We start from the raw sequence: 20,769 nt of genomic DNA on the forward strand, positions 1-20,769 counted from the left end.
CGACGGGTGCTGTTGTCATGGGCCCGCCGGGCGCGGAACGATCGGGTATCCTTCGATACGTCGATCCGGAGGGGGAGGTTCCGCCGGATCGACGCGCGGGGCAACGGTTCTCGGCCGCGCCCGCACGGATGCCGACGGACGCTCCGGGGCCTCCCCGAAGCCCGGCCCCGCGACGACAGGGTAGACCGGCGCCCCGGCCTCGCCGAGGCCGCTCGAAGGCGGCGGCGCGTCGTCGATGGGTCTCCAGCCCGAGCGCGAAAGCGACCCGCTGATCGCGTAGTCATAGGCGATCCGCAGCAGGGAAGCCTCGGTCGCCTGCGGATCGCAGAGCCGTATCCTGACCGAGACCGCTCCGGATCGCGGCCGGAACAAGCTGTCCCCGCGCGCCAGCCTCTGCCAGGCGAAGAGGCAGGCCTCCCCCCCGATGCCGCGACCGAAGGCGTAGCCGAACGGGCCGTACTTGTTCTGGACGAAGACAGCCGAGGGCATCATCACCACGCCCGGCAGGCGTTCCTCCATCTCGCGCGCGATCGCATAATCATCGAGCGAGGGCATCTTGAGCAGGCTGCCTTCGACGCCTTCGGTCTCGACGACATCGGCGGCGGTGAAGAGTGCCGCGTAGATCGCGTTCTCGCCGGGCGTCGCGCCGCGGGTCGCGAGCCGGATCTCCTGCGAGACCGCATTGTCGTAGCTGCGCTGGGTGACGGAGACGATCGCGGGGCCGCCCACCGGCGGGATCACGATCGCGCGGCTCGGCGCGACGGCTATGGCGCGCGTCGCCACCGTCAGATCGGAATCGGCGAGCCGATGCTCGCCGCAGGCGGCGAGGGCCGTGCAGAGACCGACAGCGGCGAGAAGGCGGCAAGCTGCTAAAGCCATCGTTCGGTTAACCGGGCTCCCATCGGGGGCAGACGCCACCGCTGTGAAGGGTCGATCGTCATGCCGTTGCGGACATCGGCAGCCGATCGTCACTTGTGCGAAGTCGCATACGATCGACCTCGCAGCCCCCCGGCTGAACCACTATGTCGATGATTCGCGCGCTATCTCCAAGCGCTGCTTGGACTGCTTGCGGCGCCCGGAAGCAGATCGTCGCGCTCCCCGGCGTCAACCCGGCCACGATTTGGCAGGCCGGCCTGCCTTGCGGGCGCCACTCAAGAAGGTAGCAACGGGCGGGAAAGGAAGCCGCAAGCGACCGTTTTTTGCTTCAGACGGACGGGCGACCCATCTTGGCATCCGATCACTCCGCCGAAGCCGATGGGGGTACGACGATTGGCCGGAGCTCATACGGTTGCGCGAGTTTCGCCTGTCGCGCTAGGGCTTGCCGGAGCGCGTTCCACGCCGAACACCCGGACGATTAGATGGTAACTCGGACAGAGCTCGTATTGCGGCTCGAGCGGGCATTTCTGGACCATGGCTATGAGCAGCTGACGATGATCGGCCTCGCCAAGACCGTCGATGTGACCCGGCGAACGCTGTACAACTACTTCAGCGGCAAGGAGGAGGCCTTCCGTTTCCTGATCGAGAACGTCAACCTGGACGCTGTCGAGGCCGGCATGGTTGCGGGCCGGGCCGTCCTGGACGATCAGGGCGATCCTGTCGCGATCTTCGCGGCGATTCTCGACACGCGCTATGGCCATGCCCGCCGCCGGCTGGCGACCTCGCCACACGCCATCGAGATCAACGACCAGGCCTTCCGGCGCTGCCGCGATCTGATGATCACCTCCGCCGTCGCCTTCCAGGCGGAGCTCGCCGGCCTCATCGCCGAGATGCAGGCCAAGGGCCTTCTGCGCCTCAAGCCGGACGGCAGAGCAGAGGATCTGGCGCAATTGCTCGCCGACGGTGCCCGCGGCACCAACCAGAGCCTGCCGCCAATAGCCCCCGACAAGCTCCATCTGCGCTATGAGAGCATGGTCCGCGCGCTCCTTTACGGCGCCACCGGGCCTGTCGCCTGATCGGCCAGGTTCGGCACGCGGAAGACGGGCCGGGCCCGCCATCGCGGCAAGGCGGTCATGACTTCTTGAACAACGGATGGTTTACGTTAAGAAAAGCTGAAGAAGTCGCGCCGACGAACGCTGCGCCATGCCGGGGATAATGGATGCAGACAGCGGCAGCGGAGATCGAACGGATGCTGGCGCATCCGGAGTTCGATCGGGTCGTCCACCGGCTCGCCAGCAGCTTCCAGGCGTTGCAGCAGGCCGCGCCGCGACTGGCTGCCCAGTTCTCCACCCAACAACGCTGGCTGATGTCGCATGCCGCGCTCTCGCGCTATTTCCGTAGTGCAGCGGCAGGTCGGGCGGGCGTGTCGCGGCGCGAATTCGTCGAGGATGCGCTGGCGCATCGCCTTGCCAGCCGAAACACGGCCCAGGCGTTCTTCGCCGAGGCGCTGAAATACGGCATCATACTGCCGACCCGGACGGCGATCGGCTCCGCCGGCGTGCTCGCGATGCCGGCGCCGGCGGTCCTCTGGGCGCTGACCGAATGGCATCATGCGCATCTGGCGGCGCTCGACGCGCTCGACGGCGGCAGCCGCGCCGCCCAGCTTCGGGAGGCTGGCGCCGAGTTCCTGCCGCGCATGCAGCCCGCGGTCGCAGACGGGCTTCTGGCCAGCAGCATCATCCGCACCCCGGCGCCAGATTATGCGGTGTTCGCCTCCGTGGACGAGGGCGGAAGCCTGATGGACCGGCTCATCGCGGGCCTCGACATGGCGGCGGCGCGCGACGTGGACAGGGCCATCACCGACGTGACCTCGGTCTCCGCCCTCGCCCGGCCGTTCGACGTCTCGCGGACCCATGCCGGGCGAACGCTCGCCGCGGCCATCGCGATCGGCAGCCTCGGTTGGTGCGGCGCAGCCGGACGCTCGCCGATCTGGCTCTCCCAGGGCTTCCGCGCCGGCTATGCGCAGGTGCAGGCCGCGAAACTCGCGGTCATCGGCAACGCGTTCGACGCGGCCACCAACTTCGACGGCCGCGCTGCCCTGCCGGCCGTCGCGGACGCAGCCCTCGCAGAGCGGAGCGGTTCCCCGTGTTGAACAAGGTTGGGGACACGGCATCGCCGGCATCGAGCCTGCCGGTGCCGACGGTCGGCGAGCGGCTCGATGCGCTGCCGTTCTGCCGGCTCAGGCTCGCGATCTTCGCCGTCGTCACGCTCGCGCTCTTCGCCGACATCGCCGAGGTCGCGCTCGGCAATGCTCTGGGCGCGGTGTTCCAGGCGCCGCCCCGCACGATGACGCCGACCGAACTCTCGGTGTTCCTCGCCGCGATCTTCGCCGGCGGCGCCATAGGGGCGCCGATCTTCGGCCTGCTTGGCGACCGGGTCGGCCGGCGCCTGGCGCTGCAGGCGGCACTGGCCTTCGTCGCCATCGGCTCGCTCGCCGCAGCAGCGAGCGACAGCTCGACGAGCCTGATCGGCTACCGCTTCCTCTCGGGTCTCGGCATCGGGGCCTGCCCGCCGCTGATCGCCGCCTATCTGGCCGACATCATGCCACCGCGGCTGCGCGGAACCATGTCCTGCCTTTGCGCCGGCCTGGCCTTCCTGGGTGCGCCGGCCCTGATCTTGCTGCTGCGCGCGGCCTCCCCCACCTGGATCGGCATCGAGGGCTGGCGCTGGGCGGTCGGGACAGGCGCGGTCCTGGCGGCGCTCGCCGCCGCCCTCCTGAGCCTGCTGCCTGAATCGCCACGCTGGCTCGCCGCGGCCGGCCGCCTCGCGGAGGCCGAAACGGCGCTCAGCCGCTTCGGTCGAACAATCCTGTGGAAAACCGCCGGACCGGCACCGAGCGCGCCGAACGCCCGCGCCGACGATGAGCCCGGCACGACCGGCCGCAGGTTCGTCCTGCTCTGCTGTCTCTATGCGCTCGCCCCCTGGGCGACCATCGGCTTTCCGTTGATGAGCGGGGCGATCATGGTCAGCAAGCAGTTCAGCATCAACGAATCCGTGGTCGCAGCCGGGCTGATCATGTTCGGTCCGGTGATCGGCAACCTGCTCGTCGCGCCCCTGATCGACCGGATCAGCCGGAAGGCGAGCCTGATCATCTGCGCCTGCGCCATGGCCGTGCTGGGTCTTTTCTTCGCCGAGGCGACGGAATTCGCCGCCCTCGTCGGCCTCGGCATCAGCTTCGCCCTGCTCAGCGCGGTCTATGCCTCGATCCTGGCCATCTACGCGGCCGAGATCATCCCGACACGGCTGAGAGCCTCGCGCACCGCAATGGCCTGGGGCATGGGCCGGCTCGTCTCGATCATCGTCCCCCTCATCTGCTTCGCGATCATCAGGGGTGCCGGCGTCTGGGGCATGTTCGCGCTGATCGCGGCGGCGCTCGGTCTCAGCGCAATCCTGCTCGCGGTAGCGGGTCCGCGCGGCCGCTCGCGGCAAGCGCTGATCTGAGGATCGGTGCCTTACGGCGGCCTCTGCTTCACTGACCATTTTTGACACACGTATTGCACAGTAACGTGCAATCTGAGAATTCTTGATCATCGAACGGCCGGGGGGCTCCTGCCGCGACAGCCTGTTGCTGTGCCTGACCGGGCACGGCCCGCACACTTTCGCACTGCCACGAGCGGAGCGGGGTGGTGCCGTGTCCGGGCTTCGCGACGCCTCCGGCCTTGAAGCAGTACCGACCGGCGCCGCCGGCGGCCCGGCCTGGTTGAGGTGAGGCGTGACGACAGGACGCAAGAAAGCCAGCAGCATCCGGCATTTGTGGATGACGGCTTCGATTATCCTCATTTCGGCTGCAGCCACCGCCCAGGCGCCTGCGCCGAAGCCGGGGAACACGCTCGCGACGGCTCCGGCAGCCACGCCGGCTGCCGTTCAGGTCCCGGCCGAGCCGAGCGTCACCACCGCCAGCTTCGGCGACTGGACGCTGCGCTGCCAGCGCCTCGACAGCGCCAAGGCGCCGCGCGTCTGCGAGGTCGCGCTGGTGTTGCAGGCCCAGGGCCAGCAGACGCCGATCGCGCAGATCGCGATCGGGCGCATGGCCGCCGCCGACCCGCTGCGCATCACCGCCGTGATGCCGGTCAGCGTGACCTTCCCGAGCAGCGTTCAGATCGCCATCGGCGACAAGGACCCCAAGCCGCTCGACCTGCCGTGGCGTCGCTGCATCGCGAGCGGCTGCTTCGCCGATGCGCAGCCCGGCGAGGACATGCTCAAGCAATGGCGCAAGGCCGGCGACGCCGGGCGAATCGTCTTCAGGGATGCCGCCGGTCGCGACCTGACCCTGCCGCTTTCGACCCGCGGCCTCGATCCGGCGCTCGACGCGCTCGCCAAGGAGAGGCTCTGACCATGTCGCGCCGTCGCGCCGCCAAACCCGCTCCGGCGATTCTGGTGCGCACCGGCGCAAGCCATGAAGCCGCACGCGCCGACCAGTCGCGGTCGATCCTGGCGCGCTGGCGCCAGCGCTGCCTCGTCGGGCAGGCCATGGCGCTGGCGCTGTGGAACGCACCCGCCTTCGCGCAGAACATTATCACGCCGGACGGGCGCACCCAGACCAATGTCGCAGTCAGCGGCAGCACGACGACGATCACCACGCAGACCGTTGCGACCGGGGCCGGCTACAACTCCTTCTCGCGCTTCGAGCAGGCGGCCGGAACCACGGTCAACATGCACCTGCCGCAGAATACGAGCGCGCTGGTCAACATCGTCCGGGACGGCCCCGTCGTCGTCAACGGCATCCTGAATTCCTATCGGAACGGCCAGATCGGCGGCCATATCTATTTCTCGGATTCGGCCGGCTTCACGGTCGGGCCGCAGGGCGTGATCAATACCGGCCAGCTCACCGTCAACACGCCGACGCGCGACTTCCTCGACCAGGTGATCGGACGTGACGGCGTGGTCAACGAGGCCATGGCGGCGAGGCTCCGTGCCAATGACGTGCCGATCTCGCCCGATGGCCGGATCACCATCGACGGCACGATCAACGCCCGGCGCGGCGTCACGCTCCACGGCCATTCGGTCAGCGTCGCCGGACAGATCAAGGCCAATGCCGCGTCGGTCGATCTTGGCGAGCGCCGCCGGCGGCACCAGGCGGCCTTCTCCGAGAGCGTCAACACTGCAGGGCTGCGCCATGGCGGGGCGATGGTGGCGCGCAAGGGCGGCGGCATCGAGATCGTCGCGGCCGGGACCGCGAGCGTGTCGGGCCGGCTCAGCGCCAATGCGACGGCAAGGCGCGGCGCCGGATCCGTCGCGATCCGCTCGGGCAAGGGAACCACCGTCGCGCAGACGGCGCAGATCAGCGCCACCGGCACGGCGCCAAGGCAGGCTGGCCCTGCCGCTGCCGGCGCGGTCAATACCGGCGAGGGCGGCAAGGTCTCGATCACCTCAGATGCGGCGATCGCGATCGCGCGCGGCGCGACGCTCGATGTCAGCGCGGCACGGGATGCAGCGGGCAAGGCGGGCTCGGCGATCGTCTTCGCCGGCACGGATCTCGACGTCGAGGCCGGCGCCCGCTTCCGCGGCACCGCGGGCACCAGCGGCGATGGCGGCTTCCTCGAGCTCAGCGCCAAGCAGACCGTGACTCTGGGCGCAGTCGACGTCGATCTCTCGGCCCGCAACGGCAAGGCCGGCCTGCTCTATATCGACCCAACCGACATCGTGATCGGCACCGGCGGCAGCGCCAACATGATCACCAACGGCACGAACGTGTCGCTGGAGGCGACGAACAGCATCAGGATCCTCGGCGACGGGATCATCGACACCCGCAACTTCAACCGGGGCAATGGCGAGCTTTCCGTCGCCAATCCGTCGCTCGGCCATTCCGGCTCGATCACGCTCGTCGCGCCGGCGATCACCGTCAGGGGCAAGCTGCTCGCCGGGGTGAGCGCCGGCAGCGGCGAAAATGCCGGCGACATCCTGCTCGAGGCCAGCCAGTCGCAGACGCTGATCGCCGGCCGGGCCAACGCCAATGCCAGCATCATCGTCTCGGGCACGATAAGCGGCCGCGACGTGACGATGCAGGCATCGGCGACCGCGATCGCCTCCTATATCGACCCGAATGCCGGGACGCTGGTCGCGATGGCCGCGCAGACGCTCGGTGGCGCGATGTTCGGGCTGAACGGCGCGTATGTCGGTAGCGACATCACCTCGAAGATCGAGATCGAGAACGGCGCGACCATCACCGCCACGGGCGACGTCAAGCTCGAGGCCACCGGCGAGCAGGACGCATCGCTGCCGGCGATCACACTGTCGGGCAATTTCCCCTGGGGCGCGGCGGTCTCGATCGGCGAGATCGCCGGCACGGTGAAGGCCGACATCGCCTCGGGCGCGACGATCAATGTCGGGCGAAACCTCGCGGTGACCGCGCGCAACGACGTCAACCTGATGGCGACCGCGCTGACGATCACCACCGGCCAGACCGTGGTCGCGGCGACCGTGGCCTATGGCGCCGTCGACGTGACGACCACGGCGAAGGTGCATTCGGGCGCGACGATCAACAGCGCCTGGAACTCGAACGTCACCGTCACGGCAGGCAACACCAACAGCTTCTCGACATCGGCCACCGCGATGGCCTCGGCAGGCGGGCTCGGCGGCATCGCCTTCGCCTATTCGGACTACAAGGCGACGACGGAGGCCGTGTTCGGAGCCTCGGTCGGCGGCCAGTTCAACAAGATCTACCGGCTCACGGTCCAGGCGACGACCGACACCACGAAGAACGCGACCAGCGCCTCGACCACGGTCGGAAACAACGCGCTGTTCAATGCCGATTTGGGCGGTACGACGATTCCCGGCCTGCTGACCAGGATCCTGGGCGAGGTGAGGACCGGCAGTTCCAGCGTCCCGGCGCGGGTGGGCAGCGCCATCGCGATCGCCAACAGCGACCTGACGGCCAGAGCGACGATCGGCGCCGATCCTGGCGACGCCGCTCCGACGATCTGGGCTTCCGGCGACGTCGTCGTCGCGGCACGTCAGCGCGATTTCGGTGTGCGCGTCATCGCAGACAGCTCGACCAACTCGAAATCGACCGACCCGACGGCGTCGAACCCCTCCGCCAACATCTCCGTCTCGATGGGCATCGCCGTCGGCGACTTCAAGCACGAGGCCGACGCCTCGATCGGGTCGGGCGTCACCATCAATGCCGGCACGATCGGCGTCGCCGCCCTCAGCGAGATGCCGATCTCGAATACCTGGCTGAACTGGTCCGGCCTCGGCGAGACCTTCTCGCATCTCAACGGCAATATGGGCGTCGTCAGCAACATCCTGACGACCTATGCCAACGCCACCTCGGCCTCGACGCAGCTTGGGCTCTCCGGCGCGATCGACTATTTCCGCGTCGACAACCAGACTTCGGCCTATGTCGCCAGCGGCGCGCGGTTGAACCAGACCGGCCATACCGGCTCGTGGACGAGTGATCTCGACTACGACTACACGCAGAGATGGGACCAGGGTGTCCATATCGATGCCGAGACGGTGACGCACAGCATCGACGCCGGCGGCAATTTCGGCTTCACCGGCGGTACGAGCGGCGGCAGCGGTTCCGCCGTCGGCGGCTCGATGCTGAATATCGGCCGCAGCAGCACGACCATCGCTGCGATCGCCGCTGGTGCCGTCATCGACACGACGGGGCTAGCCGTCACGGCGCTGACCTCCGACAAGATGTTCGTGATCGCCACGACCTCGGGGGAATCGGCCGGGACGATCGGGCTGAACGGCATGGTCTCGATCGCCGGCCTGAGCAACCGCACCATCGCCTCGATCAGCAACGAGGCGCGGATCACGGCCCCGCGCGTCAACGTCAATGCCGACCAGATCGTCTCGGTCTTCAGCCTGAGCGGCGCGCTGACCGCGGGCGGCTCGAACGGCTTCGGGCTCGCCCTCTCGGTGCTCGACGCGGCGGCGGTGACCCGCGCCTATGTCGGCAACAACCGCGACGACTTATCCGACGGGCGCCTCGCCGGCTCGGTGGCGCAGGGCCGGATCACCACCGCCGACCTCGACGTGACCGCGACGACGGACGGACGGTTGACCGTGGCGTCCGTGGCCGGCGCGGCGGCCGGCGTCGGCGGCGGTGGCATGGAGAACTTCCTGCCGCCGGGCACGCCCGACTTCGTGCGCGACGCGATCGCGACCTCGAACCGCAAGACCTCCTCCTCGATCAGCCTGACCGGAGCAGGCAGTTCCTCGGTCGGCCTGACGACGCTCGGCACCTCGGCCTGGCTCGACGGGGCGACGGTGGTCCGGCATGGCCCGGGGGTGACGACGAACGTCACCGCGCTGAACGCGACGATCGCCGAGATCGGCTCGGGCGCCGCGGCGCTGAACCTCGCCGGCAGCAACAGCCCGCTGAGCGGCGGCGTCTCCGGCGCGGTCGCGATCGGCCAGTTCGACAACAGCACCGATGCGCGCATCGCCAATTCCACCCTGACCGGCGTCTACGACACCACCGTCCAGGCCGTTTCCGGCGGCCGCGCGACCGTGGTCGGGCTCGGCCTCGCGGGCGCGACCTCGAATGGCGGTGCGATCGCGATCTCGGCGGCGCTCGGCCTGATCACCAACCGTGTCGCGGCCTCGATCGAGGACTCCGTCCTCAGCGGCGTGCCGAGCATCGCCAATTCGCAGGTCGCGCGGGTTAGCGCCTACCAGACCACCGATATCGGCATCGGCGGCGGCGCCGGCTATGCCGGCGGCAAGGTCGGTTTCGGTCTCGCGCTCACCTATGTCGATATTCGCGATTCCGAAGGCGAGGACGCCGTCAGCGCGAAGGTCAGCCGCTCCAGCCTCACCGACCTGCACGGGCTCAAGGTCCGGGCGACGAATGCGAGCCGCGTCATGTCCTCGGCCGCGACCGCAGGCCTCGGCGGCAACGGGCTCGGCGGCGTCTTCGTGATCAACCGGGTCAAGCCGACGACGCGAGCGGCGATCGAGGGGCTCGCCGGCTCGCTGGCGACGGTTTCCGTGACAGGCGATGTCGCGGTGCTCGCCGACGGCAGCCGCATCGGCAGCTATGACGATCTCATCGCCGGCCGCATCGACGTCTCCGACACCGACGAATCGGAGATCGACTTCACCGGCGCCGCCGCCAATGGCGGGACTGCCAATCCGGAAGGCGCAGCCGTCGTCGCGATCGGCGCCCTCGTGCAGATCGGCCGCAACAACGCCGGCATCGCGCTGCTCGACAACGCAATCGCCCAGTCGCACATCGCCGCAATCGATTTCGCAACCGTCACGGCCAGCGGCAATGTCAGCGTCGTCGCCCGCGACGGCGCGACGCTGACCGGCGTCGCGGTCGGTCTCGGCGCCGCGACCGGACAATTCGCCGGCACGGCCTCGGTGGTGCTGCAGTCGATCGAGAACGTCGCGCGCGCCCGCATCGGCGGCGCCGGCACCGTCGTGACGGCCGGCGGCATCGAGGTCACCAGTGCCGCGACCTCGAAGATCCGCGGCAGCGCCGGCTCGCTCGGGCTCGGCTTCGGGGCGGCGGCGCTGGGGCTGTCCGTCGTCGAGAACCACGTCGCCAATGTCGTTGCCTCCGAGGTCGACGCGGCGCGGCTCAACGCCACCGGTAACGTCGCCCTGCGTGCCGGCTCGACCGCGACGATCGATACGCTGGCGATCGGCATCGCGAGGTCGCGCAATGTCGGTCTCGCCGGCTCCATCGCCAACAACAGCATCGCCACCGATGTCAGGGCGCTCGTCAGCGATGCCGACATCATCGCCGGCAATAATCTCGGCCTGTTCGCGACCAATCTCGACCGGATCACCGTCTCGGCCGGCGCGCTCGGCGCGACCGCTGGCGCGCCCAGCGTCGCGGGCGGCCTGTCCGTCGTCAACAACACGATCGGCGGCGAGACTGTCGCCACGATCGACGACAGCATCATCGATGCGCGTGCTTCCGGCACCGGCGGCTTGAGCTACAATGCCGGCCAGCTGACCACCGCTTTCGACCTGGGCTCAGCCAACGGCCCGAGCGCCGCCCAGCCTTCGCTGGCGATGACGGCGCGTAGCGTCCATGGCCTCGGCGTCGTCGCGACCTCGCAGCAATCGGTGCTCGCGAACGCCGTCACCGGCGGCGTCGCCATCTTCCCGATCTCGGCGGCGATCGCGATCGTGCCGATCCGCAACGTACTCGCGGGCAGCACCAGTGCGACCATCGACGACAGCCTCGTCAACACCCGCCTGACCGGCACCAATGCGACGGCGGTCGCGATCGAGGCCGCGAGCCATTCCTATGCCGCGACCTTCATCACCGTCGGCTCGATCGGCGGCGCCGCGGCAGCGGGTGCCGATGCCAACACGATCATGCGGCGCAGCACGCATGCCGGGCTGACAGATTCGACGCTCGGCACGACCACGCCGGGCTTCACCGGACAGGGCGTCACCGCGCTCGACATCGCCGCGAACGCCTCGCAATCGGCGGCGAGCAACGTGCTCGGCTTCGCCGTGGGCCTCGGCGGCGGAGCCGCGTCCGGCGTCGTCAACAGCTTCGCGGCCACCACCAGTGCCGCGCTCGACCAGAGCCTCGTCACCGCCGGCCGCGTCGGCGTGAATGCCGAGAGCCGCAACGGCTTCCACGCCCAGGCCGTGTCCGGCGCCGCCGGCGGCGTCGGCATGGGCTCGTCCTTCGTGGTCGGCACCAGCCGCAACACGACGCTCGCGACGATCGGCGGCGGGTCCGGCCAGACCACGCTCAACCTCAACGGCGCGCTCGCCGTCACCGCACGCAGCGTCAACGCCTTCACCACGGTTTCGGCCGGCGGCGCGGCTGGCGGCTTCGCCGGCGTCGCCGGCATGGTTTCCTTCGTCGATGTCGAGAACGAGACCCGTGCCGGACTCTACGGCGTCACGGCGACGCTGCGCCCGACCAGCGCGGCCGGCATCGGCGTCACCGCCTACGAGAGCACCAGCATCGACGCCACGACCGCGGCCGGTGCCAGCGGCAGCTTCGGAGCCGGTGCAGCCGCCAACATCGCGAGCCTCGACAGCCGCGTGCTCGCCGACATCACCGGATCGACGCTTTCCGCGCCTGGCGCCGTCTCGGCTTCGGCAACCTCCGAGCGCAATGTCGACGCGACCACCATGACCTATGGCGTCGGCGGCTCGGTCGGCATCGGCGCCGCCGTCGCGCTGATCTCGGTCGGCACCGGCGCCCCGTCGGGCGCAGGCTCCGACCTCAACGCCAATGGCGGCGGCACGCTCTCGCGTCTCGACCAGCTCACCGCCGGCAATGCCGAGCTCGTGCTGAGCGCGAGCGGGCTCGCCGCCTATCGGGCCTATCGCGGCGCGGCCGGCACCGCGATGAGCGAGGCCCAGCTGCGCGACGCCGCGCAGGCCGACTACAATCTGCTGCTCGCCAACGGCTCATTGGTCGGCGGTGCGTTGACGCTGACGGATTCCGGCGTCGCCGGGCTGCGCAGTGCTGCGGCGATGGCGCTCGGTATCGCAGCCCCGACCGATGCGCAGGTGCGCAGCTGGGCAGCGCAGCGCTACACCGCGCTGAACGGCGGCGCCGTGACCTATCTGATGAGCGACACCGGCGTCGCAGCCTATCGCGCGACCGTGACGGCGACGACGCCGGATGCGAACGAGGACCAGATCCGCAGCGCCGCCAACGACGCCCATGCGCGGCTGCTGGCGAATGGCAGCGTCGCCAACGGCGTGCTGACGCTGAGCGCAGCCGGCATCGCGGCCTATCGCACCGAGGCAGGCGCCAGCCTCGGCCATGCCGCGAGCGATGCGGAGGTGCGGGCCTACGCCGCCGCCCAATACAGCTTCTTCGCCGCCAATCGCAGCCGCATCGTCGCGCCGGCCTCGCAGAGCGCCTCCGCCCTGCTCGATTCGGCCGGTTCACGGACGGCCGCGACGGTGACGGGCGGCAGCATCGCCAGCGGATCGGTCGCGGTGACGGCGTTGTCGCAGACCACCACCAGCAACATCGCCAGCGGCGTCGGCACGGGCGGCGCAGCCGGCGTCGGCGCAGCGACGGCCTATACCGATGTCGGCGACGACGTCTCGGCTCGTCTCGACCAGATCACCGTGAACACGGGGTCGATCGCGATCAGCGCGAACTCGACCGACGGTTCGGGCGCGGCCGCCCGCGTCGAAGCGACGGCGGGTGCCGGCGCGCTGGCGGCCGCCGCCGGCGCCGCAGTTGCGAAGGGCACGATCTCCAACACCGTCTCGGCCCTGCTCGGGGGCAACCTCACGGTGACCGGCGCCGCCACGGTCAATGCCGGCAACGGCCAGACCGGGCGCTCGGACGCCTTCGGCGCGACGGTCGCCGGCGGCCTGGCGCTCGGCGTCTCTCTCGCCGCCAGCACGGCCGACAGCACGGTCTCGGCGCGTTATGCGGCGGGCTCCAACCTGACCGGGACCGGGCTGACCATCGGGGCGACCAGCACAGGCGCTGCCTTCGCCGCGGCGGTCGCGGGCGCCGGCGGCCTCATCGCCGCGGGCTCGGGCGCGGAAGCCAATGCCACCGACAGCTCGAACGTCTCGGCCGTGATCGGCGCCGGCGCCCGCGCCAATGTCCGGACCGGCTCGATCATCGTGCAGGCCAGCGCCTCGCCGGATGCCAAGGCCTCGGCCAGGGGCATCGCCGTGGCCGGCGGGCTTGCCGTCGGCGCGGCGACCGCCAACGCCACCGTCAATTCGTCGGTGCGGGCCGCGATCGAGAACAATGCGAGCCTGCCGGCGGCGGCGCAGTTCACCGCAGGCACGCTCTCCGTGCTGGCGACGGGCTCCGTCTTCGGCAGCACGCTCGGCGACGCAGCCCGACTTGCCGGCTCGACCGGCGGCTTCACGCGCGGCGGCATGTCAGCCTCGGCCTCGGCCATTGCGGGCTCCGGCTCCTATTACGTCAGCGCCGTCGGCACCGAGGCCAAGGCGCTCAACACGAGTTCCGTCACCGCCTCGGTCGGCAACCATGTCGGCCTGCCGGTGGGCGTGGTCACGATCAGCGCGAACAACACCACGGTCCAGGGCGCCACCGCCACCGGCGTGAGCGCCGGCATGGCGGCCATCGGCACCGTCAACGCCGAGGCAGAAGCGCGGACGCAGACCAACGCATCCCTCGGCGACGGCGCCACCATGGCGGCTGGCGGCACCGGCAGCTTCACGCTCACGGCGACCGGCAGCGACACCCAGATCGCCCATGCCGAGGCCGGCAGCGGCGGCCTCTATGCCGGCTCGGGCGCGGAAGGCTCGACCTCCAACACCGCGAACGTGACCGCTTCGGTCGGCGCCAATGCGTGGATCAGAACGGGCCTCGTAACCATCGCAGCGAGCCATGCCAGCCGCTACGCCGCACTGGTCGACAGCCTGCAGGCCTCGGCACTCGGTGCCAGCGCGTCGCTGGCGAAAAACGACGCCCATGTCGATGTGCTGACCCGCATCGTCCAGGGCAGCGATATCGGCGCCACCGGCCCGAACACGGCGGGCTGCCATCTGTCGAGCTGCCTGCAGGCAATCTCGCTGACTGCCAAGAATGTCTTCACGCAGCTCGATCTAGGCGACTCGGTGCGCGCGGCGGCGGGCGGTGGCATCAACGGCGCCGGCGCGACCTCGGAGACCGAGATCGCCGGCACCGCGCGCGTCACGCTCGCAGACGACGTCACGCTGACGGCTGGCACCAGCCCGACCGCGGCGCCGGGGCCGATCCTGATCCGGGCCTGGACCGAATTGACCGCCGACGACACGGCGACGCTGACGACGGGCGGTCTCCTGCAAGGTGCGGGTGTCACCTCGCATTACAGCGCTGATATCGACAACGAGGTCACGCTCGGCCTGCGCAACAGGCTGAATTCCTTCGGCGTCATCAATATCGGCACCTACACCACCGCCGATGTCCAGGCCAACGCCTATGTCAGCACCTACGGCCTCGCCAGCGTCGGCGTCGCCGATGCGCATGTCGGCATCCGCTCCGACAACAATGTGAGAATCGGCGCGAATTCGGCCCTGCTCGGCCTTTACGACGTCAACGTCACCGCCGGGCGCGACGGCTCGGGCCACTACACCAACAACCTCTCGGGCCGGGCGACGGCGCTCGGCTATGTCCGCGGCTTGATCGCGGTGCCCGTCGCCGACGCCTCGACCGACCTGCAGAACCATGCCCGGGTCGAGGTCGGCAGCGGCGCGACCATCTCCAGCGCGCAGAACGTCACGCTCGGCGCCTATGACGGCTTGATCGACGCCCGTGCCGACGGTACCGGCCACGGCTACCAGCTCTATTTCATCCCGGTGACGGCGGGCTCGAGCAGCCCGGGCTTCTCCTCGAGCTCGACGGTGGAGATGAACGGCACGGTCACGGCCGGCATCTACAACACGCAGCGCATCGAGATCGGCTGCGGCATCAACGCCTCGGTGCAGTGCGGCCCGAACGATGCGCCGACGATCCGTTTCGTCAGCGGCGCGCCGGTGACGGGGGGCTACGACCCCGCCTTCAACGCCGTCGCCTATGTCAACGCGAATTACGACCCGACCGTCGCGGGCACGCTGATCTCCGGCATCAGCTCCTCGCCGGTCAAGGCGTTCACCCTGACCCAGCTCTATGCGGCGGGCGGCAACATTTACGTCAATGCCGGAAGGGTCCAGGGAAGCGGCACGCTCACGGCGAAGGGCGGCCCCTCGATCACCGTCATCAACCGCAGTAACGCCTATCTCGTGCTCGCCGGCGGCGCCTATATCCCCGAGACGACTGGCGGCCAGATCGTCGGCTCGACCGGCTCGCTGACGCGCCAAACCAACCCCGATGCGACGCCGATCATCACCATCGACAACAGCTACACCGGCGCGCTCGACGCCAGCGGCCACGGGCCGGCGCTGCTGATCGCCGGCGACATCACCAACCTCGCGGGCGTGGTCTCGCTGAACAACACGCAGGGCTCCTTCGGATTCTCCGGCCAGCGCATCGACGCGCTCCAGTTCAACGCCACGGTGCCGAACGGCGCGGTCGCGGTCTCCTCGAACGGCCCGAACGGCATGCATACTGTCGGCGCCTCGCCGCAGGCGGAGTTTGCCCACGCGATCTTTTATCCCGGCGGCGGCCCGGGATCGGTCTCGTTCGATGTCAATCAGGCGGTCATCGCCGCGGCCAATGCGCTAGCGGCCGCCATGGGCGCGACCGACCTGAACTACTTCCTGTACGGCAGGCAGAGCGAAGGCGCGACGCGCAATTTCTCGCTGCAGTTCTTCGGCAACTGCGCCGGCTACATCGCCGATTCCGGCGCCAACTGCACCGGCGACTACAATATGGGCCGGGGCATCAATTTCCAGGCGCTGCCGACGATCCAGACCTATCGCGAGAGCAATCCGACCGCGCAGGCCGGAACCACCAAGATCTACGGCGCCCAGGTCGCGATCAAGGCGACGACGATCAACATCAACGCCTCGATCGAGGCGGGGCGGGTCACCAACTGGTCGGGAACGGTCGATGCCGGCATGGCCGCCAGCCTCCGGAACCAGCGCCAATACTACCTCGATCGCGGCTATGTCGAAGTCGGCCTCAAGGAGGCCTTGGGGGGTGTCTGGTCGAACGCGAGTGCGGCGCCGCTATACTACGATCTGGCCAACGATCGACTGGTCCTTTGGGACATCAACGCCTCCTCGGGTGGCGGCTCGGTTCTGCTCGACGGCCAGATCATCAGCACCAACACGCTCGGCTCGATCAAGATCAATGGCGGCTTCGGCGATGTCAGCCTGAACAACACCTCCGGGCTCGACCTCATCGTCAACCGCATCAACACCGGCACGGGCGTCGGCGTCGCTGCGAGCGTCAGCAAGATCACCCTCATCGACCGGCTCGTGACCTCCGGGCCGAACACCACGATCTATGCCTATACGCCCGGTTCGGGGATCGCGATCTACAAGTCGCACAACGGTGCGCAGCCCACCCTGACCGGCGCTGGCGCCACGACACCTGTCGCCTTCATCTCCGGCGATACGACGAGCTACAATCCCGTCGCCGGCACCCGCTACGAGTGGACGCAGCAGGCCCTGCTCCAGAAGGTCGGCCTGACCTGGGAGAACCGGAATCAGGCGAACATCCCGGGCGTCTACTGGCGCTACGATTCCGGCACCTCGGGCAACCCTTGGGTCTATGTCGACGCTCAATCGCCCAGCGTCGATGCGCACCGGATGCACGAATGGCAGTCATGGTGGTCCCGCAATCCGCAGGCCCCGAGCGCGACACAGGTCTCGGGCCGGGTGACGACGGGCGATCTCGGCCTCACCCATGTCGGGATGACGCAGGAGATCACCGGCGGCCATCTCGACATGATCCACAACCTGGCGACCTATGGCGGCTGCAACGGCCAGTCGATCAACCATTGCAACAACGACTTCGTCGCCCAGCCGGGCGCGTCGCAGGCGGAATGGGCTTACAACTATGCGACCCGGGCCTTCGTCCAGGTCACGACCTCGGTGAAGGCCGACAATCCCTTTGCGGTCAGCTTCGCGGGCAACGCTGCCGGCCGCGTCAACATCACCTCGAACGGCTCCGTGCGGCAGAACGGCACCATCGTCAATCCGAGCGGCACGACGACGATCGTCGCCTCGGGCGGTAGCTTCACCCAGACGAACAACGCCACGATCCTCAGCAACAACCTGAATCTGACCGCGCGTGACTCCATCGGCACGCAATCGTCGGCGATCAAGGTGACGCTGACCAGCGGTGCGCAGCTCAGCGCGATCACCGGCAGCGGCGGCATCAATCTCGACGTCACCGGCAGCGCCCGCGTCGCGGCGCTGCGCGCCGACGGCACCCCGAACGCCTATGGCGACATCCGCGTTCACGCCACCGGCAGCCTCGAGACCGGGACCTCGGCCTCGGCGAACGTCGTGGGCCGCAACATCACGCTGGCGAGCGCGAACGGCAGCATCGGCTCGGTCACCAATCCGATGAAGATGCGCGCGGTCGCGACGCAGCTTGCGAACGGCTCCTATGTCGACGGTATCGTCAACGTCTCCGCCCTCGGCGACATCGGCGTCGCGCAGCTCGCCGGCGACCTGCGCGTCGGCGAGATCAGGAGCGAGACCGGCAATGTCCGGATCGACGTCAATGCCGGCAGGCTCGTCTCGGCCACCGGGCAGACGGCGGCCCAGGCGTTGAGCGCCGAGCAGCTCTCGGAGGTCTCGCGCGCGCTCAAGCTGACCGCGGCCGATGGCGCCGGGGCCGCGGCGCAGGCCAGCATCGCGAGCTTCGAGGCGCAGGTGACGCAGGCCTATGGCCTCTATTCGGCGCTCATCCGCAGCGGCAGCGTCGGCACCAACGGTATCTTCACGCTGAACGACAATGCGGTCGTGCTTTATCAGGCCTTCGCCGATGCCGCGCTCGGCCGCCCGGCCTCGCCCGCGGAGGTCAAGGCCTATGCCGCCGAGCGCTTCAACAGCTATGCCAACGCCTTCAAGGCGGCCTATGGCGATGGCTGGGCGACGAAGGCCCGCTTCAACCCCGCGACGCTGGAGAGCGATTTCAGCTTCAGCGCGACGGCTCCCGACGCCGCAGCCGGGCTTTCCGACCGCATCGCCGGCGACGCGATCTGGACCGACCGGCAGCTCGTCTCGGCAATCAACAAATCGGCGCTGGCGCCGGCCTCGGGCGTCGTCGGCAACGGCGTCGCGCTCGTCGTCGGCCATGACGTCACGCTCAACATCGCCGGGAGCATCGGCTCGCTGGCGCCGGACTTGCAGGTCTCGCTGGACAGCATCCGCAATGGCTCGCTCTCCGATGCGCAGCTCGCCGCGCTTTCGGTCGCAACCACGCCCGGCACCGTGAAGATCATGGGACTGCGGCAGGATGGCAGCCTCGTCGAGGTCAGCGATCTCAACAACTTGCCCGCGGGCGTCACGCTCACCCGCGTCGACGTGAAGCAGACCGCGCCGCTCTTCATCAACGCGACCGGCACCTTCTCCGCCTCGGCGCAGGGCGACGTCTATGTGCAGGCGACCACGAATGTGCAGTCGAGCACGACGCCGCGCTCGGCCGGCGCGACGCTGACGATCGGCAATATCACGGCGACAGGCACCGTCAGCCTGCAGGCGCCACAGGGCATCGTCGTCGGCACGGAGGCCGACGGAACCACGCCACGCAGCCCGGTCCAGATCCAGACCGGCGGCGATCTCGTGCTCGTCGCCGGCGGCGGCGGCATCGGCTCGGCGGCGACGCAGCTGACCTACCAGATCGGCGGCAAGCTGGTCTCGGCCTCGGCGGCCGCGGGCGACGCCTACCTCATCGCCAATGCCGGCAATGCCGAGATCGGCCGCATCTTCGCTTCGGGCACCGCGTCCTTGACCGCGCGCGGCGGCGCCATCCTGGGCTACCTGCCGGGCGTCGCGATCTCGGCCAGCGCGATCCGACTCGATGCGACCGGCAATGTCGGCTCGGCCTCGGCAGCACTCGGCCTGCAGGTCGGCGCCAACGGCTCGGTTTCCGGCCAGATCGGCGGCCAGGCCTGGCTTGCGGCGCCGACCGTCTCCGGCCAGCCGTCCAATACGCTCAAGCTGGGTTCGCTCAACGCCGCCAACGGCCTCACTGCCACCGCCGATGGCGAGATCGACGTTCTCGGCAGCCTGCGTTCGAGCAACGGCGCCATCGCGCTCACCGGCAGCAAGATCGTCATGGCGAGCGGCTCCGACATCGAGGCCGCCGGGCGCGCCAGCCTCGCCTCGGGCAGCGACATCGCGCTCGGCCATGTTTCGAGCAGGCTCGCCGCGCCGACCGGCGCCGCCTCGATCGTGATCACGGCTGCCGGCTCGATCCTTGGCAATGGCGACACCGGCGCGCTGCTCGACGCCAGGCCGGCCAGCGGTTTCATTGCTCTCACGGCCGGCGGCGACATCGGCAATGCGACCGCCGCCCTCGCCTTTGCCGCAGCGGGCCTTTCGGCGCACAGCCTAAGCGGCGACGTGAACCTCGCCACGACCCTGGCGACCGATGTCACCGCGCTGACGGCCGATGCCGGCTCGATCACGCTCGCGGCTGGCGGAGCGCTGACCGTCGATACCGCAACGAGCAACGGCGGCACGACGCTTTCGAGCAGCAACGGGGCGCTGACCCTCGGCACGCTTCTGGCCGGCGGTGCGAGTTCGCTCGACGCCACCGGTGCGATCGGCATAACCAGCGCGACGACGACGGCCGGAGGCTTTGAAGCGATCTCAACCGGAGGCAGCATCACCGCAGCGACCCTCGATATCGCCGGCGAGGCGAACCTGACAGCTGCCACCTTCGTCTCCATCATGGGCTCACTGACTGCTGGCGGCGCGGCGAACGCCACCGCCGCCAGCGGCACGCTTGGTATCGCCAGCCTTGAGGCCGGTGCAGGCTCCGCCCTCTCCGCCTCCGGCGCGATCACCCTCGGCGATGCCACGACCACTGCTGGGTATCTCTCGATCACCTCGACCGGGGCCGGCATCACCGCAGCGACCCTCGATATCGCCGGCGAGGCGAACCTGACAGCCGCCACCTTCGCCTCCATCACGGGCTCACTGACCGCCGGCGGCGCGGCGAACGCAACCGCCGCCAACGGCACGCTTGGTATCGCCAGCCTTGAGGCCGGTGCAGGCTCGGCCCTCTCCGCTTCCGGCACCGTCGTGCTCGGCGATGCCACCACCACCGCAGGCGATCTCTCGATCACCTCGACCGGCGCCGACATCAGCGCGGCCACGCTGAACGTCGCCGGTACCGCGAACCTGACCGCCGCCACCGCGATCTCGGTGACAAACGCCCTAACTGCCAGCGGCGCGGCGAACACAACAGCCGCGAGCGGCACGCTCAGTATCACCAGCCTCGTAGCCGGTGCGAGCTCGACGCTCTCGGCCGGCGGTATGGTTACGCTCGACGATGCCACGACCACC

General features: G+C 69.4%; 6 protein-coding genes. 5 read left to right on the forward strand and 1 reads right to left on the reverse strand.

Annotated features, from left to right (window positions below):
* Positions 1-15: 15 nt before the first annotated feature.
* Positions 16-879, reverse strand: a complete 864-nt coding sequence (gene bcsN / locus ASE63_RS24960; RefSeq protein ID WP_056808124.1) for a cellulose biosynthesis protein BcsN — start codon at positions 877-879, stop codon at positions 16-18.
* Positions 880-1,358: 479 nt separating this feature from the next.
* Here bcsN and ASE63_RS24965 point away from each other — a divergent pair, with 479 nt between their 5' ends.
* The 5 genes from ASE63_RS24965 to ASE63_RS24985 form a co-directional block, all read left to right on the forward strand.
* Positions 1,359-1,952, forward strand: a complete 594-nt coding sequence (locus tag ASE63_RS24965) for a TetR/AcrR family transcriptional regulator (protein WP_082610284.1) — start codon at positions 1,359-1,361, stop codon at positions 1,950-1,952.
* A 143-nt stretch (positions 1,953-2,095) separates the two neighbouring features.
* A complete protein-coding gene (locus ASE63_RS27835; protein ID WP_056808128.1) occupies positions 2,096-3,028 on the forward strand; it encodes a hypothetical protein in 933 nt (310 codons plus the stop codon).
* Positions 3,022-4,377 (forward strand): MFS transporter, encoded by a 1,356-nt coding sequence (locus ASE63_RS24975; RefSeq protein WP_162261830.1) that lies wholly within the window; start codon positions 3,022-3,024, stop codon positions 4,375-4,377. Before ASE63_RS27835 ends, ASE63_RS24975 begins: the two co-directional genes overlap by 7 nt.
* Before the next feature lie 316 nt (positions 4,378-4,693).
* Positions 4,694-5,269: an invasion associated locus B family protein gene (locus tag ASE63_RS24980; RefSeq protein ID WP_056808132.1), complete on the forward strand. Its 576-nt coding sequence runs from the start codon at positions 4,694-4,696 to the stop codon at positions 5,267-5,269.
* 2 nt (positions 5,270-5,271) lie between these two features.
* Positions 5,272-20,769 (forward strand): leukotoxin LktA family filamentous adhesin (locus tag ASE63_RS24985; protein ID WP_056808134.1); only part of this gene is annotated, 15,498 nt, incomplete at its 3' end.

Source organism: Allobosea sp. Root381, from assembly GCF_001429395.1.
Classification (GTDB): domain Bacteria; phylum Pseudomonadota; class Alphaproteobacteria; order Rhizobiales; family Beijerinckiaceae; genus Allobosea.